The sequence below is a fragment of the Pseudomonas sp. NBRC 111124 genome (genome assembly GCF_001320245.1).
GTDB lineage: Bacteria > Pseudomonadota > Gammaproteobacteria > Pseudomonadales > Pseudomonadaceae > Aquipseudomonas.
Genome location: NZ_BCBA01000048.1, coordinates 14,225 through 37,620, shown reverse-complemented (window position 1 = coordinate 37,620; position 23,396 = coordinate 14,225). Strand labels below are relative to the sequence as shown.

Sequence of the window (23,396 nt, the reverse complement as noted above, 5' to 3'; positions counted from 1 at the left end):
CAAGGGCCTTGGGCGAGCTGACGCAATAATGCAGTCTAGGCCATTGGCGGGGGGAAGGGCTAGCGGTGAGGGGCGTGGGAGTTTGTTGCCTGTACCGGCCTCTTCGCGGCTTTACCCGCGAGGAGGCCAGTACTGGCGAAATCAGGCTTGCTGGTCTGCCAGCTGATCAGCCAGGCGCACGAACGCCGCAAGGTCCAGCTGCTCAGGGCGCAGGCTGCCATCCACGCCAGCGGCCTCGATGGCGGTGCTGTCGAGCAGGCCCTTCATGGTGTTGCGCAGGGTCTTGCGACGCTGGTTGAACGCTTCGCGCACGACGTGCTCCAGCAGCCGTGCATCCTTGGCTGGGTGCGGCAGCACTTCGTGCGGCACCAGGCGCACGATCGCCGAGTCGACCTTCGGCGGCGGGTTGAACGCGCCCGGGCCAACGTTGAACAGGTGCTCCACACGACAGTGGTACTGCACCATGATCGACAGGCGACCCCAATCACCACCGCCTGGGCCGGCTGCCATGCGCTCGACCACTTCTTTCTGCAGCATGAAGTGCATGTCACGGATCAGCCCGGCGTGGCTGAGCAGGTGGAAGATCAGCGGGGTGGAGATGTTGTAGGGCAGGTTGCCTACCACTTTCAGGCTGCGCGGCGGTACGCCCAGCTGGTTGAAGTCGAACTTCAGGGCATCGCCTTGATGCAGGCGAAAATTGCCGCGGCCGGCAAACTTGTGCTGCAGGATCGGCACCAGGTCCTTGTCCAGCTCCACCACGTCCAGCTGGGCGCCACTGCCCAGCAGGCCTTCGGTCAGGGCGCCCTGGCCCGGGCCGATTTCCAGCAGGTGTTCGCCGGGCTTGGCGTTGATGGCGCGCAAGATGCGGTCGATGATGCCCGCATCGTGCAGGAAGTTCTGGCCGAAGCGCTTGCGCGCCCGGTGTTGGTATTGCTCGTTCATGGTCGGTTCTCGGCCATCTGGTAGGCGGTTTCCAGGGCGACGCGCAGGCTGCCGGTGTCGACCTTGCCGCTGCCGGCCAGGTCCAGGGCGGTGCCATGGTCAACCGATGTGCGGATGATCGGCAGGCCCAGGGTCACGTTGACGGCAGCGCCAAAGCCTTTGTACTTGAGTACGGGCAGGCCTTGGTCATGGTACATCGCCAGCACCGCGTCGCAGTGCTCCAGATATTTGGGGGTAAACAGGGTATCGGCCGGCAGCGGGCCGCGCAGGTCCATGCCTTCGGTGCGCAGGCGGGCCAGCGTCGGCTCGATGATGTCGATTTCTTCGCGGCCAAGATGGCCGCCTTCCCCGGCATGCGGGTTGAGGCCGCAGACCAGGATGCGCGGGTTGGCAATGCCGAACTTGTCGCGCATATCGGCGTGCAGGATGCGGGTGACCCGTTCCACGCGCTCGGCAGTGATGGCGTCGGCAATATCCCGCAGCGGGAGGTGCGTGGTCACCAAGGCTACACGCAAGCCACGAGTGGCCAGCATCATCACGACTTGGGCGGTGTGGGTCAGGTCGGCAAGGAACTCGGTATGGCCGGAGAAGGCGATACCGCTTTCGTTGATCACGCCCTTGTGCACCGGTGCGGTGATCATCCCGGCGAATTGCCCGTCAAGGCAACCTTGGCCGGCACGGGTCAGCGTCTCCAGGACGAACGACGCGTTGGCTTTGTCCAGCTGGCCTGCCACCACGGGCGCCGCCAAGGGGGTATCCCACACGTACAGGCTGCCAGCGGGTGCGGGCTGGTCGGGCCATTGGCCTGGCATTACCGGCAGCAGGCTGACGGCCAGCCCCAGCTGCGTGGCCCGCTCGGCGAGCAGGTCACGGCTGGTGATGGCAATCAGGGGGTGGGGTTGGGCGTCGGCGGCGAGCAGCAGGCACAGGTCGGGGCCTATGCCGGCTGGTTCGCCGGGGGTGACGGCGAAGCGCAGGGGCTTCACTGTGCGGCCTGGTCGGCGCCAGGCAGCTTGATTTCAACGTAGGCTTCGTCGCGGATCTGGCGCAGCCAGGTCTGCAGCTCTTCGTCGTACTTGCGGTTACGCAGCACGTTCATGGCCTGTTGCTCGCGCGCCTGTTCGGTGCTGTCGGTCGCGCGGCGGCCCAGCACTTCCAGCACGTGCCAGCCGTATTGGGTCTTGAACGGTTTGGTCACCACGCCTTGCTGGGCGCTGGCCATCTGCTCGCGGAACTCGGGTACCAGGCTGTTCGGGTCGACCCAGTTGAGGTCGCCGCCGTTGAGCGCGGAGCCCGGGTCTTCCGAGAAGCTCTTCGCCAGCTCGCCGAAGTCTTCGCCGTTCTGGATGCGCTCGTACAGGCGCTCGGCCAGCTGCTTGGTAGCGGCCTCGCTGCGGATCTCGCTCGGCTTGATCAGGATGTGGCGGACATGCACTTCGTCACGCAGCACGTTTTCCCCGCCACCGCGCTTCTCCTCGAGCTTGAGGAGGATGAAACCGTTGGGGATGCGGATTGGCTGGGTGATGTCGCCGACCGCCATGCTGCTGAGCATTTTGGCGAAGTCCGGTGGCAGCTGGGCAGCTTTACGCCAGCCCATCTCACCGCCCTCAAGGGCGTTTTCGCTGGCCGAGTTGGCAATCGCCACCTGGCCGAAGTCGGCGCCCTGACGCAGTTGCTGGTACAGCTCGCCGACCTTGCGCGCAGCTTTCTGGATGTCGTCCGAGTTGGCGGCTTCCGGGGTCGGGATGAGGATGTTGGCCAGGCGATACTCTTCCGACATCTGCATCTTGCCCATGTCCGAGGCGAGGAAGTTCTTTACTTCCTGCTCGGAAACCTGGATGCGCTCGGCAACGCGGCGCTGACGCACGCGGCTGATGATCATCTCGCGTTTGACCTGCTCACGGGCGTCGTCGAACGACAGGCCGTCATGGGCGAGGGCAGCACGGAACTGCTCCAGCGACATCCCATTGCGCTGGGCAATGGTGCCGATGGCCTGGTTCAGCTCTTCGTCGGTGATGCGAATGCCCGACCGCTCGCCGATCTGCAGCTGCAGGTTCTCGACGATCAGGCGTTCCAGTACCTGCTGCTCCAGTGCGCCGGTCGACGGTACGCCGCCGCCGCGCTTGGCGATGGTCTGCTGTACCTCGTGGACGCGCTGGTCCAGTTGGCTCTGCATGACCACGTCGTTGTCGACGATGGCCACCACGCGGTCGATGGGTTGTACCGCGGCATGCACCGCGCCACTCAGCAATGCAGCGCCCAGCAACACCGGGCGCAGTCGATCAATAAGCTTGGTCTTCACGTGTACGGTAACCTTGAATGCCTTGGTCGAGGAACGATTCCACCTTGTTGCCCACTACGCCGCCGAGGCCTTTCAGGACGATTTGCAGGAAGATGCCGTGGTCGCCTTTTTCGTTTTGCGGTGTCGCCTGGCTGAAGTCGTCAGAGTCGATCCAGTAACGGTTGATCAGGCGCAGCTTCCAGCAGCAGTTGTCATATTCGAAACCGCCCATGGCTTCCAGGGTACGGTTGCGGTTGTAGTCATGCTGCCAGCGGGCGATCACGCTCCATTGCGGTACGATCGGCCAGATGACCGAGAAGTCATGCTGCTGGATCTTGTAGTAATCCTTGATGAAGGTGTCGGTACCCGGTGTGCCATAGTCGCCGCCGCCCACTTTCCAGGTACCGGTAGTGGAGTCGTAAGCGATGGTGTCGTTACGGTAGCGATAGCCGAAGTTGACGATCTTGTTCGGATTGTCTTCAGGCTGGTAGTGGAACATCGCGCTGCCCGAACGGGTGCTGCGGCTGTCCGGGTCCCAGTTGAAGTCCGAATTGAAGCGCCAGTCGCGGTTGAAGTAGTAGTTGTACAGCAACGCGTACGGCGATACATCCGACTGCGAGTCCTTGCGGGTACGGTAGTCGATGCCTGGCAGCTGGACCTTGCGGTCCTTGAAGTAGTAAGCCTGACCGATGCTGAAGTTCTGGCGCTCGAAGCCGTTTTCCTCGATCCAGCGGGTGGTCACGCCCAGCGACAGCTTGTTCTCGTCGCCGATACGATCGGTGCCGGAGAAGCGGTTGTCGCGGAACAGCGAGTCGTAGCTGAACAGTGTTTCACCCGTGTCGAACAGCGGGATGTCCACCTGATCCTTGTAAGGAACGTAGAGGTAGTACATGCGCGGTTCAAGGGTCTGGCGGTAATTGGTGCCGAACAACGAGGTATTGCGGTCGAAGTAGAGCCCGCTATCTACGCTGAGAATCGGGATGTCGCGGTTCTGATTGCTCTTGAAGTCGCCGAACAGGTCGCGGGTGGCATCGTTGCTGTTGGCAACGTCAGTTTTGCCCTTGCCATCCAGGTCTAAATCATAATGGGTGTACATGTACTTCAGCTTCGGCGTGATGAAGCCATAACTGGCGTTCATCGGCAGGCTGATCGACGGTGCGACGTTCAGGCGGGTACCGTTGGCGCGCGCGACGCCGAAGATGTTGTCATCGAGTCGACGGCCCCCGATCACATTCCCATTGGCGTCCAGAACAGAACCCGCTGTGGTGTCCGGATTTCCGTCTTTATCGAATACAAGATCATTTTTCAGATCACGATCAAAGCGGACGGCTTCGGTCTCGTAGCCGAGGTTCAAGCCACCAGGTTGGAATGGCAAGGTACCGTTGAGGGTAATCTGCGGCAGCTTGTCGTACGGGGTGATCTGCGACAGGGTCGCCATCTCGTACGCTTGCGCATTCAGGCGGGCGGTGTAGGTGTCACCACGCCAGGTCAGGGCACCTTGCTGGTTGACCACGTCCCGGCTCTTGACGCCGATCTGGTCGGTTTCCAGGTCCTGGAAGTAGAACGGATCGCTGATGTCGGTGTAATCAACTTCAGTCATCAGGCGCTCATCCAAGCCACCTTTGTGCTGCCAGTTGATCATCCAGCGTTCTTTCTTGTAATCCGTCTGCAGCTTGCGGTCGTCGCTCTCGTCGCTGAGGTAGCCGCCGCCGAACTGCCCTTCGCTGGACTTGGTCAGGTAGCGGAACTCGCCTTCCATCAGCAGGCCGCGCTTGGTCATGTAGCGCGGGTACAACGTGGCGTCATAGTTGGGCGCCAGGTTGAAGTAGTAAGGCGTGACCAGCATGAAGCCGGTGTCGCTGGTGCTGCTGAACGATGGCGGCAGGAAGCCGGACTGGCGACGATCGTCGATCGGGAAGTAGATGTACGGTGTGTAGAGCACCGGGAAATCTTTGACCCGCAGGGTGACGTTGGTCGCGGTACCGAAACCGGTCGCCGGGTTCAGGGTGATGTTGTTGCCCTTCAGCTGCCAGGCGTTGCTGCCCGGTTCGCAGGTGGTGTACGTGCCGTCCTTGAGACGGATGATGGCGTTTTCGCCACGCTTGGCGTACAGGGCGTTGCCGCGGATGTGCGACTTGTGCATCACGTATTCGGCGTTGTCGACCTGGGCTTCGCCGGTGTCGAGCTGGATCTGCGCCTGGTCGCCGACAACCAGCGAGCCATTGTCGCGGATCTTGACGTTGCCCTTGAGCTCGCCACGGTTCTCGGCCTGATACAGGTTGGCCTCGTCGGCTTCGGCCTGCATGCTGCCCTGGCGCATGACCACGTCACCGGCGAGGGTAGCGATCTGCTGCTCCTGCTGGTACTTGGATACCTTGGCGTTGATGTAGGTCGGCGACTCGTCCTTCGGCGTGGCGTCGGCCATGCCTGGGCGGGTAGGCTCGATGTACGCGCCACCGCAGTACGGGCCGGTTTCGGCCAGCTGGGCGGCAGTGAGCTTCTCGCGTGGAACCCAGTCAAGGTGGCTGTAGTCTTCGCTACGCGACTTCAGGCCACGGCCTTTGGCCTCGGTGACCAGCATCGGCTTGTCGGCGCTTTGGGCCTCGGCCGGCTCGGCTTCGGTGCCGGAAGTAAGCGCGGCCCCTTCATGCACCGGGCGCGGGGGCAGGTTGTTGGCTGGGGTCTTGGGCTTGCAGTCCCAACCACCGGAGGCGGACACTTGGCAGTCGAACTGCTCGGCAGCCACTACATAGGAGGTGGCCAGAGGTTGCATGGCCAGCAGACCGCCGGTTACCAGCAACGGAAACTTTCTACGAAACGCGGGGGATTTCAATGCCATCTTATTAGTCCGGGCTTCCTGCGTGCCATCTGCCCGCGTGTGGGGCCGCACGCCTCTCGATGGTCTGAAAAAGATGCTGGATAATAAAGCATGACCCGCTTGACGGCTAGGGCCGTCGGAGACCCTTGTAATGCCTGAACACGATGTACGCCTGCAACAACTGACTGTCTGGCTCCATGAGCAGCTCAAACAACTTTTCCGCGACAACGCCTGGGGCGAGGTGCCCGAGGGCAACCTGACCGCCGCCAGCAGCGATGCCAGCTTCCGCCGTTACTTCCGCTGGCAGGGCGCAGGCCACAGTTTCGTGATCATGGATGCACCACCGCCTCAGGAAAACTGCCGACCATTCGTCGACATTGCCCACCTGCTGGCCAGTGCCGGCGTGCATGTGCCGCACATTCATGCGCAGGACCTGGCGCGCGGCTTCCTGCTGTTGGGTGATCTGGGCCACCAGACATACCTGGACATCATTCAGGCCGATAACGCCGATGGCCTGTTCGCCGATGCCATCGACGCGCTGCTTGCCTTCCAGCGCCTGCCGATGGACGCGCCGTTGCCCAGCTACGACGACGCCCTGCTGCGCCGTGAAGTCGAGCTGTTCCCGGAATGGTACGTAGGCCGTGAGCTTGGCCTGACCTTCAGCGACGCGCAGAAGACCAGCTGGCAGCGTATCAGCCAATTGCTGATCGACAGTGCCTTGGCACAGCCCAAGGTGCTGGTGCACCGCGACTACATGCCGCGCAACCTGATGCAGAGCAGCCCGAACCCGGGCGTGCTGGACTTTCAGGACGCGGTCTACGGCCCGGTCACCTACGACATCACCTGTCTGTTCAAGGATGCATTCCTCAGCTGGCCACAGGCGCAGGTCGAAGGCTGGCTGCGAAGCTACTGGGACCAAGCAAAAGCCGCTGGTATTCCGGTCCAGCCACTATTTGACGATTTCCAGCGCGCCAGCGACCTGATGGGGGTGCAGCGTCACCTCAAGGTGATCGGTATCTTCGCGCGAATTTGCCATCGTGACGGAAAACCACGTTATCTGGCCGACGTCCCGCGATTCTTCGCCTATATAGATGAAGTGGTCAGCCGTCGCCCGGAGCTTGCCGAACTGGGCCAGCTGATCGCCGAGTTGCAAGCCGGAGCGCGTGCATGAAGGCGATGATTCTTGCAGCAGGTAAAGGTGAGCGCATGCGCCCGCTGACCCTGCATACCCCCAAACCGCTGGTGCCAGTCGCAGGTCAGCCACTGATCGAGTATCACCTGCGCGCCCTGGCGGCGGCCGGGTTTACCGAGGTGGTGATCAACCACGCCTGGCTTGGCCAGCAGATCGAAGACCATCTTGGCGATGGCAGCCGGTTCGGCCTGCACATTCGCTACTCGGCCGAAGGTGAGCCGCTGGAGACCGGCGGCGGAATCTTCAAGGCCTTGCCATTGCTGGGGAACGAGCCGTTCGCCCTGATCAACGGCGATGTCTGGACCGACTATGACCTTGCCCGCCTGCGTGTGCCGCTGCACGGGCTGGCGCATCTGGTGCTGGTCGACAACCCAGGCCATCACGGGCGCGGCGACTTCCGTCTGAATGGCGAGCGGGTGGTTGATGGTGATGATGCCCCTGGCACGCTCACCTTCAGCGGCCTCTCGGTGTTGCACCCGGCTTTGTTCGAAGGTTGCCAGGCGGGCGCCTTCAAGCTGGCACCGCTGCTGCGCCAGGCGATGGCGTCAGGCCAGGTGAGTGGCGAGTACCACCCTGGCCAATGGGTGGATGTCGGCACCCACGAACGCCTGGCCGAGGCCGAGCGCTTGATCGGCGAGCGCGCCTGATATGTGGTGGCCAGGCACGGTAATCGGGTTGGGCGCAGGCTTTGCGGTCGCCAGTATCCCCGGAGCGTTGCTCGGTGCCTTGCTGGGCCAGGCGATGGACCGGCGCATCCGCTTGCAGGGCTGGGATGATATGCGCGAGCGGCTGGGCGGTCGCCCGTCCCTGCAGGACGACGAGCTGCTGTTCGTGCTGCTTGGGCGGTTGGCCAAGAGTGACGGCCGTGTGGCCGAGCAGCACATCCAGCAGGCGCGCCAGGAAATGGTCCGTCTGGACATGGCTGAGGATGCGCGTTTGCGGGCGATAGCTGCGTTCAACCGCGGCAAGGCCGGCAAAGACAGGCTCACTGGCCACCTGCGCCGCATCCGGCTGCAGCCACATGCCGCCGAGGGCACCTTGCGCGCCTGCTGGCGCATGGCCTGGGCCGACGGCAAGGCCGGGCGGCACGAGCGCGAACTGCTGCTGGAGTGGGGGCACAAGCTGGGCCTGAGCCGGCGTCAGGTGCAGGCAATGTCGCTGGAGTACGAGCCACGCAAGGCGCCGGTCTCGGGCGGCGTGATGAACTATGCGGCAGCGCTGCGCTTGCTGGGCGTCGAGGACGACACCGAAGGCGACCAGGTCAAGCAGGCTTACCGGCGCCTGGTCAGCAAGCATCATCCAGACAAGCTGGCGGGCAGCGGAGCAAGCGAGGCGCAAGTCCGCGAGGCGACCGAGCGGACCCGCGAGCTGCACCAAGCCTATGCCATCGTTCGCAAGCGGCGCGGATTCTAGGAGGGGGCGCTAAGCGCCCCTGACCATCTGCACTACTGTTGCGGGCTCATCCAGCCCCGAACCCTGCGGAACAGTTGCTCCTGCTCGCCATCCTTGTTGGCCGGCATGGCAATCAGCGACAGCTGCTTGTACTGGCTGTCCTTCTGCCGCTTGCTGGCCTGCAAGCGTTGCGCCGCGGCATTGCGGTCGCCAGTACGGGTGGCGTAGTAAAGGTCGGCCGTCGGCACTTTGAGGGTAGGCGTCAGGCTTTCCAGGTCGTGCTCGACCCGGGCCGGCGTCTGTGCGGCAACCATCACCAGTTTTTGCACCTGCGGCGGTTGCTTCTCGCTCAGGTAGCGCGCGGCCCAATAGGCGCCGCTGCCATGGCCGATCAGCACGATGCTGCGCGAGTTGTGCTGCTGGGCATAGGCCACGGCGGCATCCAGGCGGGCGAAGATGCGTTCGGCATCGGCCACGTCGTTCTGTTCGCTGGCTTGCTCGGCGTCGGTGCTTTCTGCGGCGTCGGCGTCGGCGGCGGTGGCCTGGGCGACGTTGGCGTTGGCGTCGGCCGGGGTGTCCTTGGCCGGGGCGCTTTCGCCCGCTTTCTTCTCGGGCACGGCCGCTGGCTTGGCCTCGACCCGAGCCTGCGGGGCGTCGGCGAGCAGGTCGGGCAGGCTCACGCTCAGGCTGTGCCAGCCGATATCCGGGAACTTGCGCCGCAGCGGGCCGACAGCGTCGGGCCAGTCGGCATTCTCGCCAGCACCCGGGACGATGATCACGGCACCCTTCGGATCACTGTCGTTGGCCGGCTTCCACAGGGCCAGGAAGCTGTCGGCTCCGGCCTGCAGGGTCTGTTGTTCGGCTTTTGGTGCCAGGCGTTCCAGTGCCTGAGCATCTGCCTGGCTGCGCTCCAGCAGGGGCGGGCGCGGAGCCGGGGCGGCGGGCGCCTCGGCTGCAGCGTCCGGCTTTGCAGCATCAGCGGCCAGGGCGCCGAGTGGTAGGAGTGAGGCCAGGCAGCACATTGCCAGCGTCGTGCGATAAAGTGTGGACATGAATCAACCCAAGGCCAGAATGATACCGGCAGCCTAATAGTATTTGCCCGTGACGGCCATGCTGCATGGCCGCCCTTGCCAAGACGAGCGTGAAGATGAAGCGATTGCGTCGCCTGTTGGTTATCGGCTGGTTGTGCCTGCCCTTGATCGCCCTGGCACGGCCCGAAGTGCCGCCAACGGTGACCCTCGGGCCTGCCCAGCAGCAATGGCTCGATAACCACCGCAGCTTGCGTGTCGGCCTGGTACTGCAGGCGCCTTACGCGCAGTTCGACCGCCGTCTGCAACAATTTTACGGCGCCAACGTCGAGTTGGTGAACTGGCTGGGGCAGGCGCTGGGCCTGGACCTGACCTGGCGCAACTTTGCCGACCAAGCCAGCCTTGAGCATGCCTTGCAGGCCGGTGAGATCGATTTTGCCCCGGGCCTGACGCAAACTCCGGCCAGCCTGCGCCTTTGGTTGTTCAGCGACCCTTACATGCGCGTGCCACAACTGGTGGTGGGGCCGCGCACCGGGGCGATGGCTGTGGAGCTGGAAAAACTCGATGCCGAAACCCGTGTCGCGGTGCGCATGCCCAGCGTCCTGGCCGACTACCTGCGTGCCAATTACAGCGGCCTCAACCTGCAGGGCGTGCCCAGCGAGCGCGAAGCTCTGCAACTGGTGGTCGGCGGCCAGGCCAGTTATGCCGTGCTCGATGAGGCACAGCTGAGTCGGTTGTCACGGGAAAGCGAGTTCGCCGAGCTGGTGGTGGTGGGAGATATCGGCTTGCCGCAGCTGCTGCGGGTAGGCTCGCGACGCGATTGGCCGGTGCTTGCCGATGTGCTGGAGCGCGGGCTGCAAGCCATGCCGGCCAAGGAGCTGGAGCAACTCCACCAGCGTTGGTTGCAGCCCAAGTACCCGCGCTTGAGCGAGTCGCCTGGCTTTTGGCAGAACCTGGCCTTGCTGTTCGGCATGTTGCTGCTGTGCGCAGTGGCTACGTTGATGTGGCAGCGTCGGCAGCAGCGCCAACTGGAACGCAGCCTGTTGGCAACGCGTGAGAGCCTGAGCGAACGGCAGGGGCGCGAAGAGGCGCTGCGCCTGAGCCAGTTCGCCATCGACCAGAGCACCGTGGGCATTCTCTGGGTCAACTGGGACAGCCATGTGCGCTACGCCAACCATGCGGTGGAGGCCATGCTCGGCTATGCCGAGGCCGGGCTGCTGGAGCGCCCGCTGATCGATTTCGAGCCAAACTTGACCATGGATCGCTGGCTCGAACTCTGGAAAGGGGCCCGTGCCGGCGAGGGTGGGGCCCGGCGCTTCGAAACCCAGTGCCGGCGTGCCGATGGCAGTTTGTTGCCGGTGGAGTTGTCGCTCAGTTTCTTGCGCTTTCGTGATGCCGAATACCTAGTGGTGTATCTCGCCGATGTCACCGAGCGCCACCGCGCCCTGGCAGCCTTGCGCGAAAGCGAGGCGCGGCTCAAGGGCATCGCTGGCAACGTGCCGGGCCTGGTGTTCCGCCTTGAACCCGCACCTGCCGAGGGTGAACCGGAGTTCCCCTACATCAGCGAGGGCAGCGAGGCGCTGGTCGGCTACACGCCCGCGCAGATCCAGCATCCGTTGATGGGGCTGCGCAATCTCGTTCATCCAGACGACCGGGCGAACTATCACCAGGTACAGGACCTGGCCATTGCCAGCGATCAGGACTGGTCGTGGCAAGGTCGCATTCTCACCCGCGAAGGCGAGCAGCGCTGGGCCGACATCAAGGCCAGTGCCCGCCGTTTGCCCAATGGCCGGGTTGCCTGGGACGGCATCGTATGGGACATCACCCAAGGCAAGCGCGCCGAGCTGGCCCTGGCCCTGGCCCAGTCTCAGGAACAGTTGCGCGAGCTGTCGGCGCACCTGGAAAGCGTGCGCGAAGAAGAAAAGGCCCGCATCGCCCGTGAAGTGCATGATGAGCTGGGGCAGATGCTGACCGTGCTCAAGCTGGAAGTGTCGATGTGCGAGCTGGCTTTCGCCGAACTCGACCCAGGGTTGCACGAGCGCCTGGGCAGCATGAAGCGCCTGATCGCCCAGCTGTTCCAGTTGGTACGCGACGTCGCCACGGCGCTGCGCCCGCCGATCCTCGACGCCGGCATCGCCTCGGCCATCGAATGGCAGGCGCGGCGCTTCGAAGCACGCACGCAGATACCCTGTCTGGTACAGGTACCGGATAATCTGCCAGCATTGAGCGATGCCAAGGCCACCGGCCTGTTCCGCATCCTGCAAGAGGCGCTGACCAACGTCATGCGCCATGCCCAGGCGCACAGCGTGGAGATCGAACTGGTGCGTGAAAACGGGCAGCTGCGCATGACCGTGAGCGACGATGGCACGGGTTTTTGCCGGGACCAGCCCAGGCCCACCTCGTTCGGCCTGGTCGGCGTGCGTGAGAGGGTGCTGATGCTCGGTGGCAGCATGGCGTTGGACAGTGAACCCGGCGAGGGCACCAGCCTGAGCGTGGCCATTCCCTTGGAGTAGGAGAGCGAGCGTGATTCGAGTGCTGGTGGCCGAAGACCACACCATTGTCCGGGAAGGCATCAAGCAGTTGATCGGCCTGGCCAAGGACATGCAGGTGGTAGGGGAGGCCGGGAATGGCGAGCAGCTGCTCGAAACCTTGCGCCACACACCTTGCGAGGTGGTGTTGCTGGATATCTCCATGCCGGGGGTGAATGGCCTGGAGGCGATCCCGCGTATCCGCGCGCTGCACGATGCCCCGGCGATCCTGATGTTGTCGATGCATGATGAGGCACAAATGGCCGCCCGCGCACTGAAGGCTGGCGCCGCCGGTTATGCGACCAAGGACAGCGACCCGGCCCTGCTGCTGACAGCCATTCGCCGGGTGGCGAGCGGCGGGCGTTACATCGACCCGGCGCTGGCGGACCGCATGGTCTTCGAGGTGGGGCTGACCGAAACCCGGCCGCTGCACACGCTGCTCTCCGAGCGCGAATTTTCGGTATTCGAGCGGCTGGCCCAAGGCGCTAATGTCAACGACATCGCCCAGCAGCTGGCGCTGTCGAGCAAGACCATCAGCACTCACAAGGCCAGGCTGATGCAGAAGCTCAAGGTCAATTCGCTGGCGGAGCTGGTGAAGTACGCCATGGAGCACAAACTGGTCTGATTGCGACATCCTTGTAGGGATTGCCCTACAGCAAAACGTCCACGCGGATGATGGCATTCTCTCAGCACCGCCGATTTCCGGGCGCTTGCGGCTCTTCTACTCTTTTGCCTACGCAGTCATTCCAACAAGAAGGTGCAGGCATGAGCGAGGCGAATTCGAACGCTGCCACCAGCGAGACGCTGGTCAGCTTCCGTGGTGTGCAGAAGAGCTACGACGGCGAATCGCTGATCGTCAAAAACCTCAACCTGGATATTCGCAAGGGTGAATTCCTCACCCTGCTCGGCCCCTCCGGCTCGGGCAAGACCACCAGCCTGATGATGCTGGCCGGTTTCGAAACACCCACCGCGGGTGAGATCCAGCTAGCCGGGCGCTCGATCAACAACGTGCCGCCGCACAAGCGCGACATCGGCATGGTGTTCCAGAACTACGCCCTGTTCCCGCACATGACCGTTTCCGAGAACCTGGCCTTCCCGCTGACCGTGCGCGGCCTGAGCAAGACCGACATCAGCGAGCGGGTCAAGCGGGTGCTGAACATGGTCCAGCTCGATGCCTTCGCCAAGCGCTACCCCGGCCAACTTTCCGGTGGCCAGCAGCAGCGTGTGGCCCTGGCCCGGGCGTTGGTGTTCGAACCTCAGCTGGTGTTGATGGACGAACCGCTGGGCGCCCTCGACAAGCAGCTGCGCGAACACATGCAGATGGAGATCAAGCACATTCATCAGCGCCTGGGCGTGACCGTGGTCTACGTGACCCACGACCAGGGCGAGGCGCTGACCATGTCTGACCGCGTGGCGGTGTTCCATCAGGGCGAGATCCAGCAGATCGCCGACCCGCGCACCCTCTACGAAGAACCTTGCAACACCTTCGTCGCCAACTTCATCGGCGAGAACAACCGCATCAACGGCACCCTGCTGGCCAGCGATGGCAAGCGCTGCCAGGTGCAACTGGCCCGTGGCGAGCGGGTCGAGGCACTGGCGGTGAACGTCGGCCAGGCCGGCGAGCCGGTGACCCTGTCGGTCCGCCCCGAGCGCGTGCGCCTCAACGGCCACAGCGAAAGCTGCGTCAATCGTTTCTCCGGCCGTGTGGCCGAGTTCATCTACCTGGGCGACCACGTACGGGTGCGCCTGGAAGTCTGCGGCAAGGCCGACTTCTTCGTGAAGCAGCCGATCGCCGAGCTCGACCCGGCGCTGGCCGTGGGCGATGTGGTACCGCTGGGCTGGGAGGTGGAGCACGCCCGCGCGCTCGATCCGATTGCCGAAGCCCACTGATGGATTGCTTCACCAACCCTGTACTGTGGAGAGAATAATAATGCGCAAGCAGTTGAAACTGACCGCCCTGGCCCTTGGTCTTTGCGCCGCTGGCCAGAGCATGGCGGCGGACCTGACCGTGGTCTCCTTCGGCGGTGCCAACAAGGCGGCCCAGGTCAAGGCGTTCTATGAACCGTGGGAAAAGGCTGGCAAGGGCAAGATCGTCGCCGGCGAATACAACGGCGAAATGGCCAAGGTCAAAGCCATGGTCGACACCAAGAGCGTGTCGTGGAACCTGGTGGAAGTAGAGTCGCCAGAGCTGGCCCGTGGTTGCGACGAAGGCATGTTCGAAGAGCTCGACCCGGCGCTGTTCGGCAACGAGGCCGATTATGTGAAGGGCGCCATCCAGCCATGCGGTGTGGGCTTCTTCGTCTGGTCGACGGTGCTGGCCTACAACGCCGACAAGCTCAAGACCGCACCCACCAGCTGGGCCGACTTCTGGGACACGCAGAAATTCCCGGGCAAGCGCGGCCTGCGCAAGGGCGCCAAGTACACCCTCGAGTTCGCCCTGATGGCCGATGGCGTGGCGCCGAAGGACGTGTATCAGGTGCTGGGCACCAAGGAAGGCGTGGACCGCGCCTTCAAGAAGCTCGACGAACTCAAGCCGAGCATCCAGTGGTGGGAAGCCGGCGCCCAGCCGCCACAGTACCTGGCCTCGGGTGATGTGGTCATGAGCTCGGCCTACAACGGCCGCATCGCCGCCGTGCAGAAAGAGAGCAACCTGAAGGTGGTGTGGAACGGCGGCATCTACGACTTCGACGCCTGGGCAATCCCGAAAGGTGCCAAGGATGTGGAAGAGGCGAAGAAGTTCATCGCCTACACCGTGCAGCCGGAGCAGCAGAAAACCTACTCCGAGAACATCGCCTACGGCCCGGCCAACTCCAAGGCCGTACCACTGCTGGCCGATGCGGTGAAGAAAGACATGCCGACCGCGCCTGAGAACATTGCCAACCAGGTGCAGATCGACGTGGCCTTCTGGGCCGATAACAGCGAACAGCTGGAGCAACGCTTCAACGCCTGGGCGGCGAAGAAGTAACAACCCAGGAAGCGGGGCTGCGCAGCAGCCCCTATTTCAGCCTGTATCGCGGAGTTCGCCATGGCCATTGCAGTGCCCCTCAACGAAGGCGCAGGTCCAAGCCTCAAGCAGCGCCTCAAGCATGCCGAGCGGGTCAACCGCTGGAAGGCGCAGGCGTTGATCGCGCCGCTGGCGCTGTTTCTTCTGCTGGTGTTCCTGGTGCCGATCGCGGCGCTGCTGTACAAGAGCGTCGGCAACCCGGAAGTGGTCGGCGGCCTGCCGCGCACGGTCGAGATGATCAGCCTGTGGGACGGCAAGAGCCTGCCCGGCGAAGACGTCTACAAGGCGTTGAGCCAGGACCTGGCCGAATCGCGCAAGAACCAGACCCTGGGCGACCTCTCCAAACGCCTGAACATGGAGCTGGCCGGCTACCGCAGCCTGCTGGCCAAGACTGCACGGGCGCTGCCGTTCAAGGCCGAGCCGGCCTCTTATAAAGATGCCTTGCAGGCGCTCGACGAGCGTTGGGGCGACCCGGCTTATTGGCAGGCGATCCGCCGCAACACCAGTTCGGTGACCTCGTTCTACCTGCTGGCTTCGCTCGACCACCGTATCGATGACCTCGGCGAGCTGGCCAAGGCCACGCCCGATCAGGCCATCTACCTGGATATCTTTGCCCGCACCCTGTGGATGGGTGTGGTGATCACCGCCATTTGCCTGGTACTGGCCTATCCGCTGGCCTACCTGCTGGCCAACCTGCCGACCCGGCAGAGCAACCTGCTGATGATTCTGGTGCTGCTGCCGTTCTGGACCTCGATCCTGGTGCGGGTGGCGGCGTGGATCGTGCTGCTGCAGTCGGGCGGCCTGATCAACAGCGCGTTGATGGCGATGGGCATCATCGACCAGCCGCTGGAACTGGTGTTCAACCGCACCGGTGTATACATCTCGATGGTGCACATTCTGCTGCCGTTCATGATCCTGCCGCTGTACAGCGTGATGAAGGGCATCTCGCCGAGCTACATGCGTGCGGCCATTTCGCTGGGCTGCCACCCATTCGCCAGCTTCTGGCGGGTGTACTTCCCGCAGACCTACGCAGGCGTAGGCGCCGGTTGCCTGCTGGTGTTCATCCTCGCCATCGGCTACTACATCACCCCGGCGCTGCTCGGCAGCCCGAACGACCAGATGGTCAGCTACTTCGTCGCCTTCTACACCAACACCAGCATCAACTGGGGCATGGCCACCGCCCTGGGCGGGCTGTTGCTGCTGGCGACCGTGCTGCTGTACCTGATTTATAGCTGGCTGGTTGGCGCCAGCCGCCTGCGCCTGAGCTGAGGAGCCTTGAGATGCTGAGCCCCTACATGTCGCCCGTGGAACGGGTGTGGTTCTACACCCTGCGCACCCTTTGTGGCCTGATCCTGTTGTTCCTGGTGCTGCCGATCCTGGTGATCGTGCCGCTGTCTTTCAACAGTGGCAGCTTCCTGGTTTACCCGCTGCAGGGCTTTTCGTTGCAGTGGTACCACGACTTCTTCGCCTCGGCGGAGTGGATGCGGGCGCTACGCAACAGCATCATCGTGGCACCGGCGGCCACCGTGCTGGCGATGGTCTTTGGCACGTTGGCCTCGATCGGCCTGACCCGTGGCGATTTCCCCGGCAAGTCACTGGTGATGGCGCTGGTGATCTCGCCGATGGTAGTGCCGGTGGTGATCATCGGCGTGGCCAGCTACCTGTTCTTCGCCCCGCTGGGCCTGGGCAATAGCTTCATCTCGCTGATCCTGGTGCACGCGGTGCTGGGTGTGCCGTTCGTCATCATCACCGTGTCGGCGACCCTACAGGGTTTCAACTACAACCTGGTACGTGCGGCGGCCAGCTTGGGCGCCTCGCCGTTGCTAACCTTCCGTCGGGTGACCTTGCCGCTGATTGCCCCTGGGGTGATCTCAGGGGCGCTGTTTGCCTTTGCCACGTCGTTCGATGAAGTGGTGGTGACGCTGTTCCTTGCCGGGCCAGAGCAAGCGACCCTGCCGCGGCAGATGTTCAGCGGCATCCGCGAGAACCTCAGCCCGACCATCGCGGCGGCGGCGACCTTGCTGATCGCATTCTCGGTGGTCTTGTTGCTGACCCTGGAGTGGTTGCGTGGGCGCAGCGAGAAACTGCGTACTCAACAACCGGCCTGATGCAACGGTGTAATCGGGGTTGATACCAATCAGCCCCGATCGGTTTCCCTGAGTTACAATGCGCGCCACCGTGATTCTGCCAACAGGTGCGCCATGCAGCCCTACGCTATTGCCCCCTCCATTCTCTCTGCCGATTTCGCCCGTCTGGGCGAGGACGTCGACAAGGTTCTGGCGGCGGGTGCCGACATCGTCCACTTCGATGTCATGGACAACCACTACGTACCCAACCTGACCATCGGCCCAATGGTCTGCACCGCGCTGCGCAAGTACGGCGTGACCGCGCCGATCGACGTGCACCTGATGGTCAGCCCGGTTGACCGCATCATCGGCGACTTCATCGAGGCTGGCGCCACCTATATCACCTTCCACCCGGAAGCCTCGCAGCACATCGACCGTTCGCTGCAGCTGATCAAGGACGGCGGCTGCAAGGCCGGCCTGGTGTTCAACCCGGCCACCAGCCTGGATACGCTGAAGTACGTGATGGACAAGGTCGACATGGTTCTGCTGATGAGCGTCAACCCAGGCTTCGGCGGCCAGAAGTTCATCCCCGGCACCCTCGACAAGCTGCGTGAAGCCCGTGCACTGATCGACGCCAGCGGCCGCGACATCCGCCTGGAGATCGATGGTGGCGTCAACGTCAACAACATTCGCGAAATCGCCGCCGCTGGCGCCGACACCTTCGTGGCCGGCTCGGCGATCTTCAACGCCCCGGACTACAAGGCCGTCATCGACAAGATGCGCGCCGAACTGGCCCAGGCCCGCCCATGAGTGGCTTCGAGCAGCTGTTCCCGGGGACGCTGCCCAGGCTGGTGATGTTCGATCTGGACGGTACCCTGATCGACTCGGTACCGGACCTGGCTGCCGCCGTGGACCGCATGCTGCTCGAACTGGGGCGCCCACCCGCTGGCCTGGAGGCGGTACGCTACTGGGTCGGCAATGGTGCCCAGGTGCTGGTGCGCCGCGCCCTGGCCGGTGGCATCGAGCACGATGGCGTGGACGATGCACTGGCCGAAAAGGGCCTGGCGCTGTTCATGGACGCCTATGCCGAAAGCCATGAGCTTACGGTGCTCTACCCCGGTGTGAAGGACACCCTGCGCTGGCTGCAGAAGCAGGGGGTGGAGATGGCGCTGATCACCAACAAGCCCGAGCGTTTCGTCGCGCCGCTGCTGGACCAGATGAAGATCGGCCGCTATTTCCGCTGGATCATCGGCGGCGATACCTTGCCGCAGAAGAAGCCCGACCCGGCGGCGCTGTTGTTCGTCATGCAGATGGCCGGTGTCAGCCCGCAGCAGTCGCTGTTCGTCGGCGATTCGCGCAGCGATGTGCTGGCGGCCAAGGCGGCCGGGGTGCAATGCGTGGGGCTGACCTACGGCTACAACCATGGCCGGCCGATCACCGAAGAATCCCCAAGCCTGGTGGTCGACGACCTGCGCGCACTGCTGCCTGGTTGCGCAGACCCGGCCACTGGGATAACGTTGGCGGATCTTCAAGCCTCCCAAGACAGAGAGTCCACCGTGGCGGTCACTGGCAAATTCTGGATGAAAGTCATCAAGGCCCTGGCCCGTTGGCGCTGGCGCGCCTGACTCCTGCCCGCCGGCGCCTGCCGGCCCGTCCGCTTGCCCGACCCTATTGCTGCTTGCCACGAGGCTACCCATGACCCGCGAAGAATTCCTGCGCCTGGCCGCTACCGGCTACAACCGCATCCCTTTGGCCTGTGAAACCCTGGCCGACTTCGACACGCCGCTGTCGATCTACCTGAAACTGGCTGACCAACCCAACTCCTACCTGCTCGAGTCCGTGCAGGGCGGTGAAAAGTGGGGCCGTTATTCGATGATCGGCCTGCCGTCGCGCACCGTGATGCGTGTGCATGGCTACCACGTGAGCATTCTGCAGGACGGCGTCGAGGTGGAAAGCCACGACGTCGAGGATCCGCTGGCCTTCGTCGAAAGCTTCAAGGACCGTTACAAGGTCGCCGACATCCCTGGCCTGCCGCGTTTCAACGGTGGCCTGGTTGGCTACTTCGGCTATGACTGTGTGCGCTATGTCGAGAAGCGCCTGGGCGCGAGCCCGAACCCCGACCCGCTGGGCGTGCCGGATATCCTGCTGATGGTCTCTGATGCTGTGGTGGTGTTCGACAACCTGGCGGGCAAGATGCACGCCATCGTGCTGGTCGACCCGGCCGAAGAACATGCGTTTGAACAGGGCCAGGCACAGTTGCAGGGTTTGCTGGAAAAACTGCGCCAGCCGATCACCCCACGTCGTGGCCTGGACCTGAGCGGGCCGATGGCTGCCGAGCCGGAGTTCCGCTCCAGCTACACCCGTGACGATTACGAAAACGCGGTGGGCCGCATCAAGGAATACATCCTGGCCGGCGATTGCATGCAGGTGGTGCCGTCGCAGCGCATGTCGATCGACTTCAAGTCTGCACCCATCGACCTGTACCGAGCGCTGCGCTGCTTCAACCCGACGCCATACATGTACTTCTTCAACTTCGGCGACTTCCATGTGGTCGGCAGCTCGCCGGAAGTGCTGGTGCGGGTGGAAGACAACCTGGTCACCGTGCGGCCGATTGCCGGTACCCGCCCGCGTGGCGCCACCGAGGAAGCCGACCGGGCACTGGAAGACGACCTGCTGTCGGACGACAAAGAGATTGCCGAGCACCTGATGCTGATCGACCTGGGCCGCAACGACGTGGGTCGGGTCTCGGCTACGGGCAGCGTGCGCCTGACCGAGAAAATGGTGATCGAGCGCTACTCGAACGTCATGCACATCGTGTCCAACGTGACTGGCCAACTGCGTGAAGGCCTGACCGCAATGGATGCGCTGCGGGCAATCCTGCCGGCAGGTACCTTGTCGGGTGCGCCGAAGATTCGCGCCATGGAGATCATTGATGAGCTCGAGCCGGTCAAGCGCGGCGTCTACGGTGGTGCGGTCGGTTACTTTGCCTGGAACGGCAACATGGACACCGCGATTGCCATCCGTACCGCAGTGATCAAGGACGGCGAGCTGCATGTGCAGGCCGGTGGCGGCATTGTCGCCGACTCGGTACCGGCACTGGAGTGGGAAGAGACCATCAACAAGCGCCGGGCGATGTTCCGTGCTGTGGCGCTGGCTGAGCAGACTTCTGCCAAGTAAATCGATTGGGGCTGCTTTGCAGCCCATTCGCGACACAAGGCCGCTCCTACAGGGAATCGCGATCTTTTGTAGGAGCGGCCTTGTGTCGCGAAAGGGCCGCAAAGCGGCCCCAGCAATTTAGAAGTCGACGGAGACTCCAAGGCTTACGCCTTGCTGAGTCAGCTCATCACTCTTGCGCCAGTTGTAGTTCCCGCGCAGATGCACCCCCGCCACCAGCTCATGGCTCACGCCCAGGCTCGCCCGAGTCAGATCACTGTGCGGCGTATACCCCGTCAACGTGAAATCATTGGCCGGCAACGTCGTCAGGTGCAGGGTCACATCCTGCTGGTCATCCTCGAACTCATGCTCTTGCGCCACCTCGGCGAACAGCCGGGTGCTCGGGACCACATGCACGCTACCTAGCAGCCCGAGGCCCAGTCGCCGCGAAGTCCGATCCTGGTCATCGAAGCCCAGCGCCGTCGAACGCCCGCTCTTCTCGTCATAACCATCGACCTTCACCCGTGCGTAGTCGGCACTGATGAACGGTGCCAGTTGCCAGGGGCTGCTCTCGGCTGCCAGGTTGTAGCCCAGTCGTGTGGTCACGGCCCAGGCCTCGCCATCGGTGTTGCCTTTTTCACTGCGGTCGTTGATGCCCAGTGCGAAGGTGCGCTTGAGGTCGTGGTAATCCAGATGGCCGGCGCTCAGCGCCGCATCGGCCCACCAACGGTCCTGACGGAACTGGGCGAACGCACTGGCCAGGTAGCTGTCGAGTTTATAGTCCGAGTCCTGTTCACCGGCTTCCAGCTTTTGCCGGTACACGCCACCGGCAAGACCCAGGCGCCAGGCGTCGTTTAGCCGGTAACTGCCGCCCAGACTCAGGTTGTAGCCGTGTCCGTCAGCGCTGGCAGCACTGCGTTGGTCGTCGAAGTCCAGATTCTGGGCGCTAGTGCTGACGAAGGCTTGCCATTGGCCGACCGCTTGCCAGGGTGTCTGCCACTGATTTCGCAGTTCGTCCTGATGCGCGCGCAGGCTGGCGTGGGCCATTTCTGGCAACAGGGTCAGCTCCCAAGGGGCGGAAATGATCGAGTAGGCGTAATCAGCGATCAGTTGTTGACCGGCAATGGTCGGGTGTACCGAGTCGTTGAACAGCAGTTTGGTCGGATCTGGCGCTATGCCGTTGATGCCATATATCGGGTTTTCAACGCACCCTTCGCCGCTATAGCAGGTGCCCACCAGATTCTGGTCGGCGGCCAGGCCAAACTGACCGGGACTGGCCAAAGCCTCACTCAGTAGCACGGGAATGTTCAGGGGTATGATTTCGGCATCAATTTGCCGCAGTTGGCTGAGCAGTGACTGGTTGAATGCACCGGACAGCAGCGACAGTGGGTTTTGCTGTGGTGTGCCGCTGAAGTTCGGGGTTTGTCCTAGGTCGGGCAGCAGCCAGACCATGATGTAGCGGGCTCCGCCTTGCTGCAGAGCCTGGGCACTGGCGGCCAGGCGGCCACCGGCAGCTATGGCATCGGCCGGGCTGTTCACCAGACCTTGCAGGAAATCGTTGCCGCCACCGGTCAGGTAGTACAGTGCGTTGGGATCGGCACGCAGGCCGTTGGCCAGATAGCCGGGCTTTTCACGCAGAACTTGTCCGGCACCGGGGCGACCTGGCGGGATGACCGTCTCGGATGTGCCGGTGATCGAATCCAGAATCTGCTGGGTGGTGTAGCCGCCTACCGCCCAATTGTTGCCATCGGCAATCCCCAGCGCCGGGTTGACGGGGGACGTGGAGGGGGCCAGTTCTGTCGGACTTACGCCTAATCGCCCGCCAAGAATCATCGGCGACACCGGGGCATAGTTGCCATTGGCGTCGCGGTTGGTGAAGCGCGCGCCGCCAAACTGCCCAGCATCGCTGAGGCTGTCGCCAAACACGATCAAAGTGGAATAGGGCGATGGGGCCGCGAAAGCCTGACTGCAGGCCAAGGCCAGTGTGGCCAGGGTAAAGCGTATCAAGGGTGCTTTTCGCATCGTTGAATATCCTTTTCATTGTTTTTATGAGCACAACCCACTCGACCTTAGCAAATCGCTGTGCATCGCTCCCAAGTCCATTCGTTTCCCCGTGTTTACGGGCATATTGCGCCCGCCGCCCCGGTAGGCTACTGTGCGTGCAAGTATGAGCGAGACTTATCTTGTGTTGATCGTCAGCAAACTCTTGATGCGCGTTATCAAGGCCCACGCCCGTTGGCGTTGGCGCGCCTGACTTTATCTCTTGCCGGCCCGCCCGGCCCGTCCCCGTTTGCCTTCCTGTCCGTTTAGCGACCGCCCTTCGTGGCAAAGCCGTGTCTGTGGCTGGTGTAGGAAGGTTCGTTTTTTGAAGTCAGTAGATTCAAGAGGTTTAGCCCGATGTTACTGATGATCGACAATTACGACTCATTCACTTACAACGTTGTTCAGTACCTTGGCGAGCTGGGTGCCGAGGTCAAGGTCATTCGCAACGATGAAATGACTATTGCCGAGATCGAAGCCCTCAACCCCGAGCGCATCGTTGTTTCCCCAGGCCCGTGCACGCCGAGCGAAGCGGGCGTGTCCATCGAGGCGATCCTGCATTTTGCTGGCAAGCTGCCGATCCTGGGTGTATGCCTGGGCCACCAGTCCATTGGCCAAGCCTTTGGTGGTGATGTGGTGCGCGCCCGTCAGGTCATGCACGGCAAGACCAGCCCGGTGCACCACCGTGACCTTGGCGTGTTCACCTCGCTCAACAACCCGCTCACGGTGACCCGCTACCACTCCCTGGTGGTCAAGCGTGAAACCCTGCCGGATTGCCTGGAAGTCACCGCTTGGACTGCCCATGAAGACGGTTCGGTCGACGAGATCATGGGCCTGCGTCACAAGACCTTGAACATCGAAGGGGTGCAGTTCCACCCCGAATCCATCCTCACCGAGCAGGGCCACGAGCTGTTCGCCAATTTCCTCAAGCAGACCGGCGGCCGCCGTTAAG

19 protein-coding genes are annotated in these 23,396 nt (G+C 63.2%); 13 read left to right on the top strand and 6 right to left on the bottom strand.

The window, feature by feature from the left end:
• Nucleotides 1-141 precede the first annotated feature (141 nt).
• From rsmA to APH28_RS19325, 4 genes are read right to left on the bottom strand one after another with little or no spacing between them, the layout of a single operon-like run.
• A complete protein-coding gene (gene rsmA, locus APH28_RS19340) occupies nt 142-942 on the bottom strand; it encodes a 16S rRNA (adenine(1518)-N(6)/adenine(1519)-N(6))-dimethyltransferase RsmA (RefSeq protein WP_060512136.1) in 801 nt (266 codons plus the stop codon).
• Nucleotides 939-1,928 carry a 4-hydroxythreonine-4-phosphate dehydrogenase PdxA gene (gene pdxA / locus APH28_RS19335; protein WP_060512135.1) on the bottom strand — a complete coding sequence of 330 codons (990 nt, stop codon included), beginning with the start codon at nt 1,926-1,928 and terminating at the stop codon, nt 939-941. Before pdxA ends, rsmA begins: the two co-directional genes overlap by 4 nt.
• Nucleotides 1,925-3,244, bottom strand: a complete 1,320-nt coding sequence (locus APH28_RS19330; protein ID WP_060512134.1) for a peptidylprolyl isomerase — start codon at nt 3,242-3,244, stop codon at nt 1,925-1,927. Before APH28_RS19330 ends, pdxA begins: the two co-directional genes overlap by 4 nt.
• Nucleotides 3,225-6,062, bottom strand: a complete 2,838-nt coding sequence (locus APH28_RS19325; protein WP_060512133.1) for an LPS-assembly protein LptD — start codon at nt 6,060-6,062, stop codon at nt 3,225-3,227. The genes APH28_RS19330 and APH28_RS19325 overlap by 20 nt, the downstream gene beginning before the upstream one ends.
• A gap of 130 nt (nt 6,063-6,192) precedes the next feature.
• On the opposite strand from APH28_RS19325, the gene APH28_RS19320 reads away from it, so the two are divergent.
• Genes APH28_RS19320 through APH28_RS19310 form a run of 3 tightly spaced genes read left to right on the top strand, consistent with a single transcriptional unit; the run spans nt 6,193 to nt 8,646 of the window.
• Complete coding sequence (locus APH28_RS19320; RefSeq protein WP_060512132.1) at nt 6,193-7,212, top strand: aminoglycoside phosphotransferase family protein; 1,020 nt, start codon at nt 6,193-6,195, stop codon at nt 7,210-7,212.
• Nucleotides 7,209-7,880 (top strand): N-acetylmuramate alpha-1-phosphate uridylyltransferase MurU, encoded by a 672-nt coding sequence (murU, locus tag APH28_RS19315; protein ID WP_060512131.1) that lies wholly within the window; start codon nt 7,209-7,211, stop codon nt 7,878-7,880. The genes APH28_RS19320 and murU overlap by 4 nt, the downstream gene beginning before the upstream one ends.
• A gap of 1 nt (nt 7,881) precedes the next feature.
• Nucleotides 7,882-8,646, top strand: a complete 765-nt coding sequence (locus tag APH28_RS19310; protein ID WP_060512130.1) for a TerB family tellurite resistance protein — start codon at nt 7,882-7,884, stop codon at nt 8,644-8,646.
• 32 nt (nt 8,647-8,678) lie between these two features.
• On the opposite strand, the gene APH28_RS19305 is transcribed toward APH28_RS19310, so the two are convergent.
• Complete coding sequence (locus tag APH28_RS19305) at nt 8,679-9,677, bottom strand: alpha/beta hydrolase family protein (RefSeq protein WP_060512129.1); 999 nt, start codon at nt 9,675-9,677, stop codon at nt 8,679-8,681.
• A gap of 95 nt (nt 9,678-9,772) precedes the next feature.
• Here APH28_RS19305 and APH28_RS19300 point away from each other — a divergent pair, with 95 nt between their 5' ends.
• The 9 genes from APH28_RS19300 (at nt 9,773) to trpE (ending at nt 20,428) form a co-directional block, all read left to right on the top strand.
• The gene (locus APH28_RS19300) at nt 9,773-12,166 is read left to right on the top strand and encodes a PAS domain S-box protein (RefSeq protein ID WP_060512201.1); all 2,394 of its coding nucleotides are present in this window, start codon (nt 9,773-9,775) and stop codon (nt 12,164-12,166) included.
• Nucleotides 12,167-12,176: 10 nt separating this feature from the next.
• Nucleotides 12,177-12,806, top strand: coding sequence for a response regulator transcription factor (locus APH28_RS19295; RefSeq protein ID WP_060512128.1), 630 nt, complete (start codon nt 12,177-12,179; stop codon nt 12,804-12,806).
• 140 nt (nt 12,807-12,946) lie between these two features.
• Nucleotides 12,947-14,071 (top strand): ABC transporter ATP-binding protein, encoded by a 1,125-nt coding sequence (locus APH28_RS19290; RefSeq protein WP_060512127.1) that lies wholly within the window; start codon nt 12,947-12,949, stop codon nt 14,069-14,071.
• A gap of 40 nt (nt 14,072-14,111) precedes the next feature.
• Nucleotides 14,112-15,146 carry an ABC transporter substrate-binding protein gene (locus tag APH28_RS19285; protein ID WP_060512126.1) on the top strand — a complete coding sequence of 345 codons (1,035 nt, stop codon included), beginning with the start codon at nt 14,112-14,114 and terminating at the stop codon, nt 15,144-15,146.
• Nucleotides 15,147-15,206: 60 nt separating this feature from the next.
• Entirely contained in the window at nt 15,207-16,454 is a 1,248-nt protein-coding gene (locus APH28_RS19280) for an ABC transporter permease (protein ID WP_060512125.1), read from the top strand.
• 11 nt (nt 16,455-16,465) lie between these two features.
• Entirely contained in the window at nt 16,466-17,293 is an 828-nt protein-coding gene (locus APH28_RS19275) for an ABC transporter permease (protein WP_060512124.1), read from the top strand.
• A 93-nt stretch (nt 17,294-17,386) separates the two neighbouring features.
• Nucleotides 17,387-18,061 (top strand): ribulose-phosphate 3-epimerase, encoded by a 675-nt coding sequence (gene rpe / locus APH28_RS19270; protein WP_060512123.1) that lies wholly within the window; start codon nt 17,387-17,389, stop codon nt 18,059-18,061.
• On the top strand, nt 18,058-18,876 hold the full coding sequence (locus APH28_RS19265) for a phosphoglycolate phosphatase (protein WP_060512122.1): 819 nt from the start codon (nt 18,058-18,060) through the stop codon (nt 18,874-18,876). Before rpe ends, APH28_RS19265 begins: the two co-directional genes overlap by 4 nt.
• A gap of 70 nt (nt 18,877-18,946) precedes the next feature.
• Complete coding sequence (gene trpE, locus APH28_RS19260; protein ID WP_060512121.1) at nt 18,947-20,428, top strand: anthranilate synthase component I; 1,482 nt, start codon at nt 18,947-18,949, stop codon at nt 20,426-20,428.
• A 117-nt stretch (nt 20,429-20,545) separates the two neighbouring features.
• Here the strand turns inward: trpE and estP are convergent, their stop codons facing one another.
• Nucleotides 20,546-22,426 carry an esterase EstP gene (estP, locus tag APH28_RS19255; protein WP_060512120.1) on the bottom strand — a complete coding sequence of 627 codons (1,881 nt, stop codon included), beginning with the start codon at nt 22,424-22,426 and terminating at the stop codon, nt 20,546-20,548.
• A 375-nt stretch (nt 22,427-22,801) separates the two neighbouring features.
• On the opposite strand from estP, the gene APH28_RS19250 reads away from it, so the two are divergent.
• The gene (locus APH28_RS19250; protein WP_060512119.1) at nt 22,802-23,395 is read left to right on the top strand and encodes an aminodeoxychorismate/anthranilate synthase component II; all 594 of its coding nucleotides are present in this window, start codon (nt 22,802-22,804) and stop codon (nt 23,393-23,395) included.
• Nucleotide 23,396: the final 1 nt, after the last annotated feature.

Bases quoted from the DNA above. Each gene is read 5' to 3' on its own strand.
- APH28_RS19285 (WP_060512126.1), top strand. From the start codon at position 14,112: ATGCGCAAGCAGTTGAAACTGACCGCCCTGGCCCTTGGTCTTTGCGCC.
- rpe (WP_060512123.1), top strand. From the start codon at position 17,387: ATGCAGCCCTACGCTATTGCCCCCTCCATTCTCTCTGCCGATTTCGCC.
- APH28_RS19275 (WP_060512124.1), top strand. From the start codon at position 16,466: ATGCTGAGCCCCTACATGTCGCCCGTGGAACGGGTGTGGTTCTACACC.
- trpE (WP_060512121.1), top strand. From the start codon at position 18,947: ATGACCCGCGAAGAATTCCTGCGCCTGGCCGCTACCGGCTACAACCGC.
- rsmA (WP_060512136.1), bottom strand. From the start codon at position 942: ATGAACGAGCAATACCAACACCGGGCGCGCAAGCGCTTCGGCCAGAAC.
- estP (WP_060512120.1), bottom strand. From the start codon at position 22,426: ATGCGAAAAGCACCCTTGATACGCTTTACCCTGGCCACACTGGCCTTG.
- APH28_RS19250 (WP_060512119.1), top strand. From the start codon at position 22,802: ATGTTACTGATGATCGACAATTACGACTCATTCACTTACAACGTTGTT.
- APH28_RS19305 (WP_060512129.1), bottom strand. From the start codon at position 9,677: ATGTCCACACTTTATCGCACGACGCTGGCAATGTGCTGCCTGGCCTCA.
- APH28_RS19290 (WP_060512127.1), top strand. From the start codon at position 12,947: ATGAGCGAGGCGAATTCGAACGCTGCCACCAGCGAGACGCTGGTCAGC.
- APH28_RS19320 (WP_060512132.1), top strand. From the start codon at position 6,193: ATGCCTGAACACGATGTACGCCTGCAACAACTGACTGTCTGGCTCCAT.
- APH28_RS19325 (WP_060512133.1), bottom strand. From the start codon at position 6,062: ATGGCATTGAAATCCCCCGCGTTTCGTAGAAAGTTTCCGTTGCTGGTA.
- murU (WP_060512131.1), top strand. From the start codon at position 7,209: ATGAAGGCGATGATTCTTGCAGCAGGTAAAGGTGAGCGCATGCGCCCG.
- APH28_RS19300 (WP_060512201.1), top strand. From the start codon at position 9,773: ATGAAGCGATTGCGTCGCCTGTTGGTTATCGGCTGGTTGTGCCTGCCC.
- APH28_RS19280 (WP_060512125.1), top strand. From the start codon at position 15,207: ATGGCCATTGCAGTGCCCCTCAACGAAGGCGCAGGTCCAAGCCTCAAG.
- APH28_RS19310 (WP_060512130.1), top strand. From the start codon at position 7,882: ATGTGGTGGCCAGGCACGGTAATCGGGTTGGGCGCAGGCTTTGCGGTC.
- APH28_RS19265 (WP_060512122.1), top strand. From the start codon at position 18,058: ATGAGTGGCTTCGAGCAGCTGTTCCCGGGGACGCTGCCCAGGCTGGTG.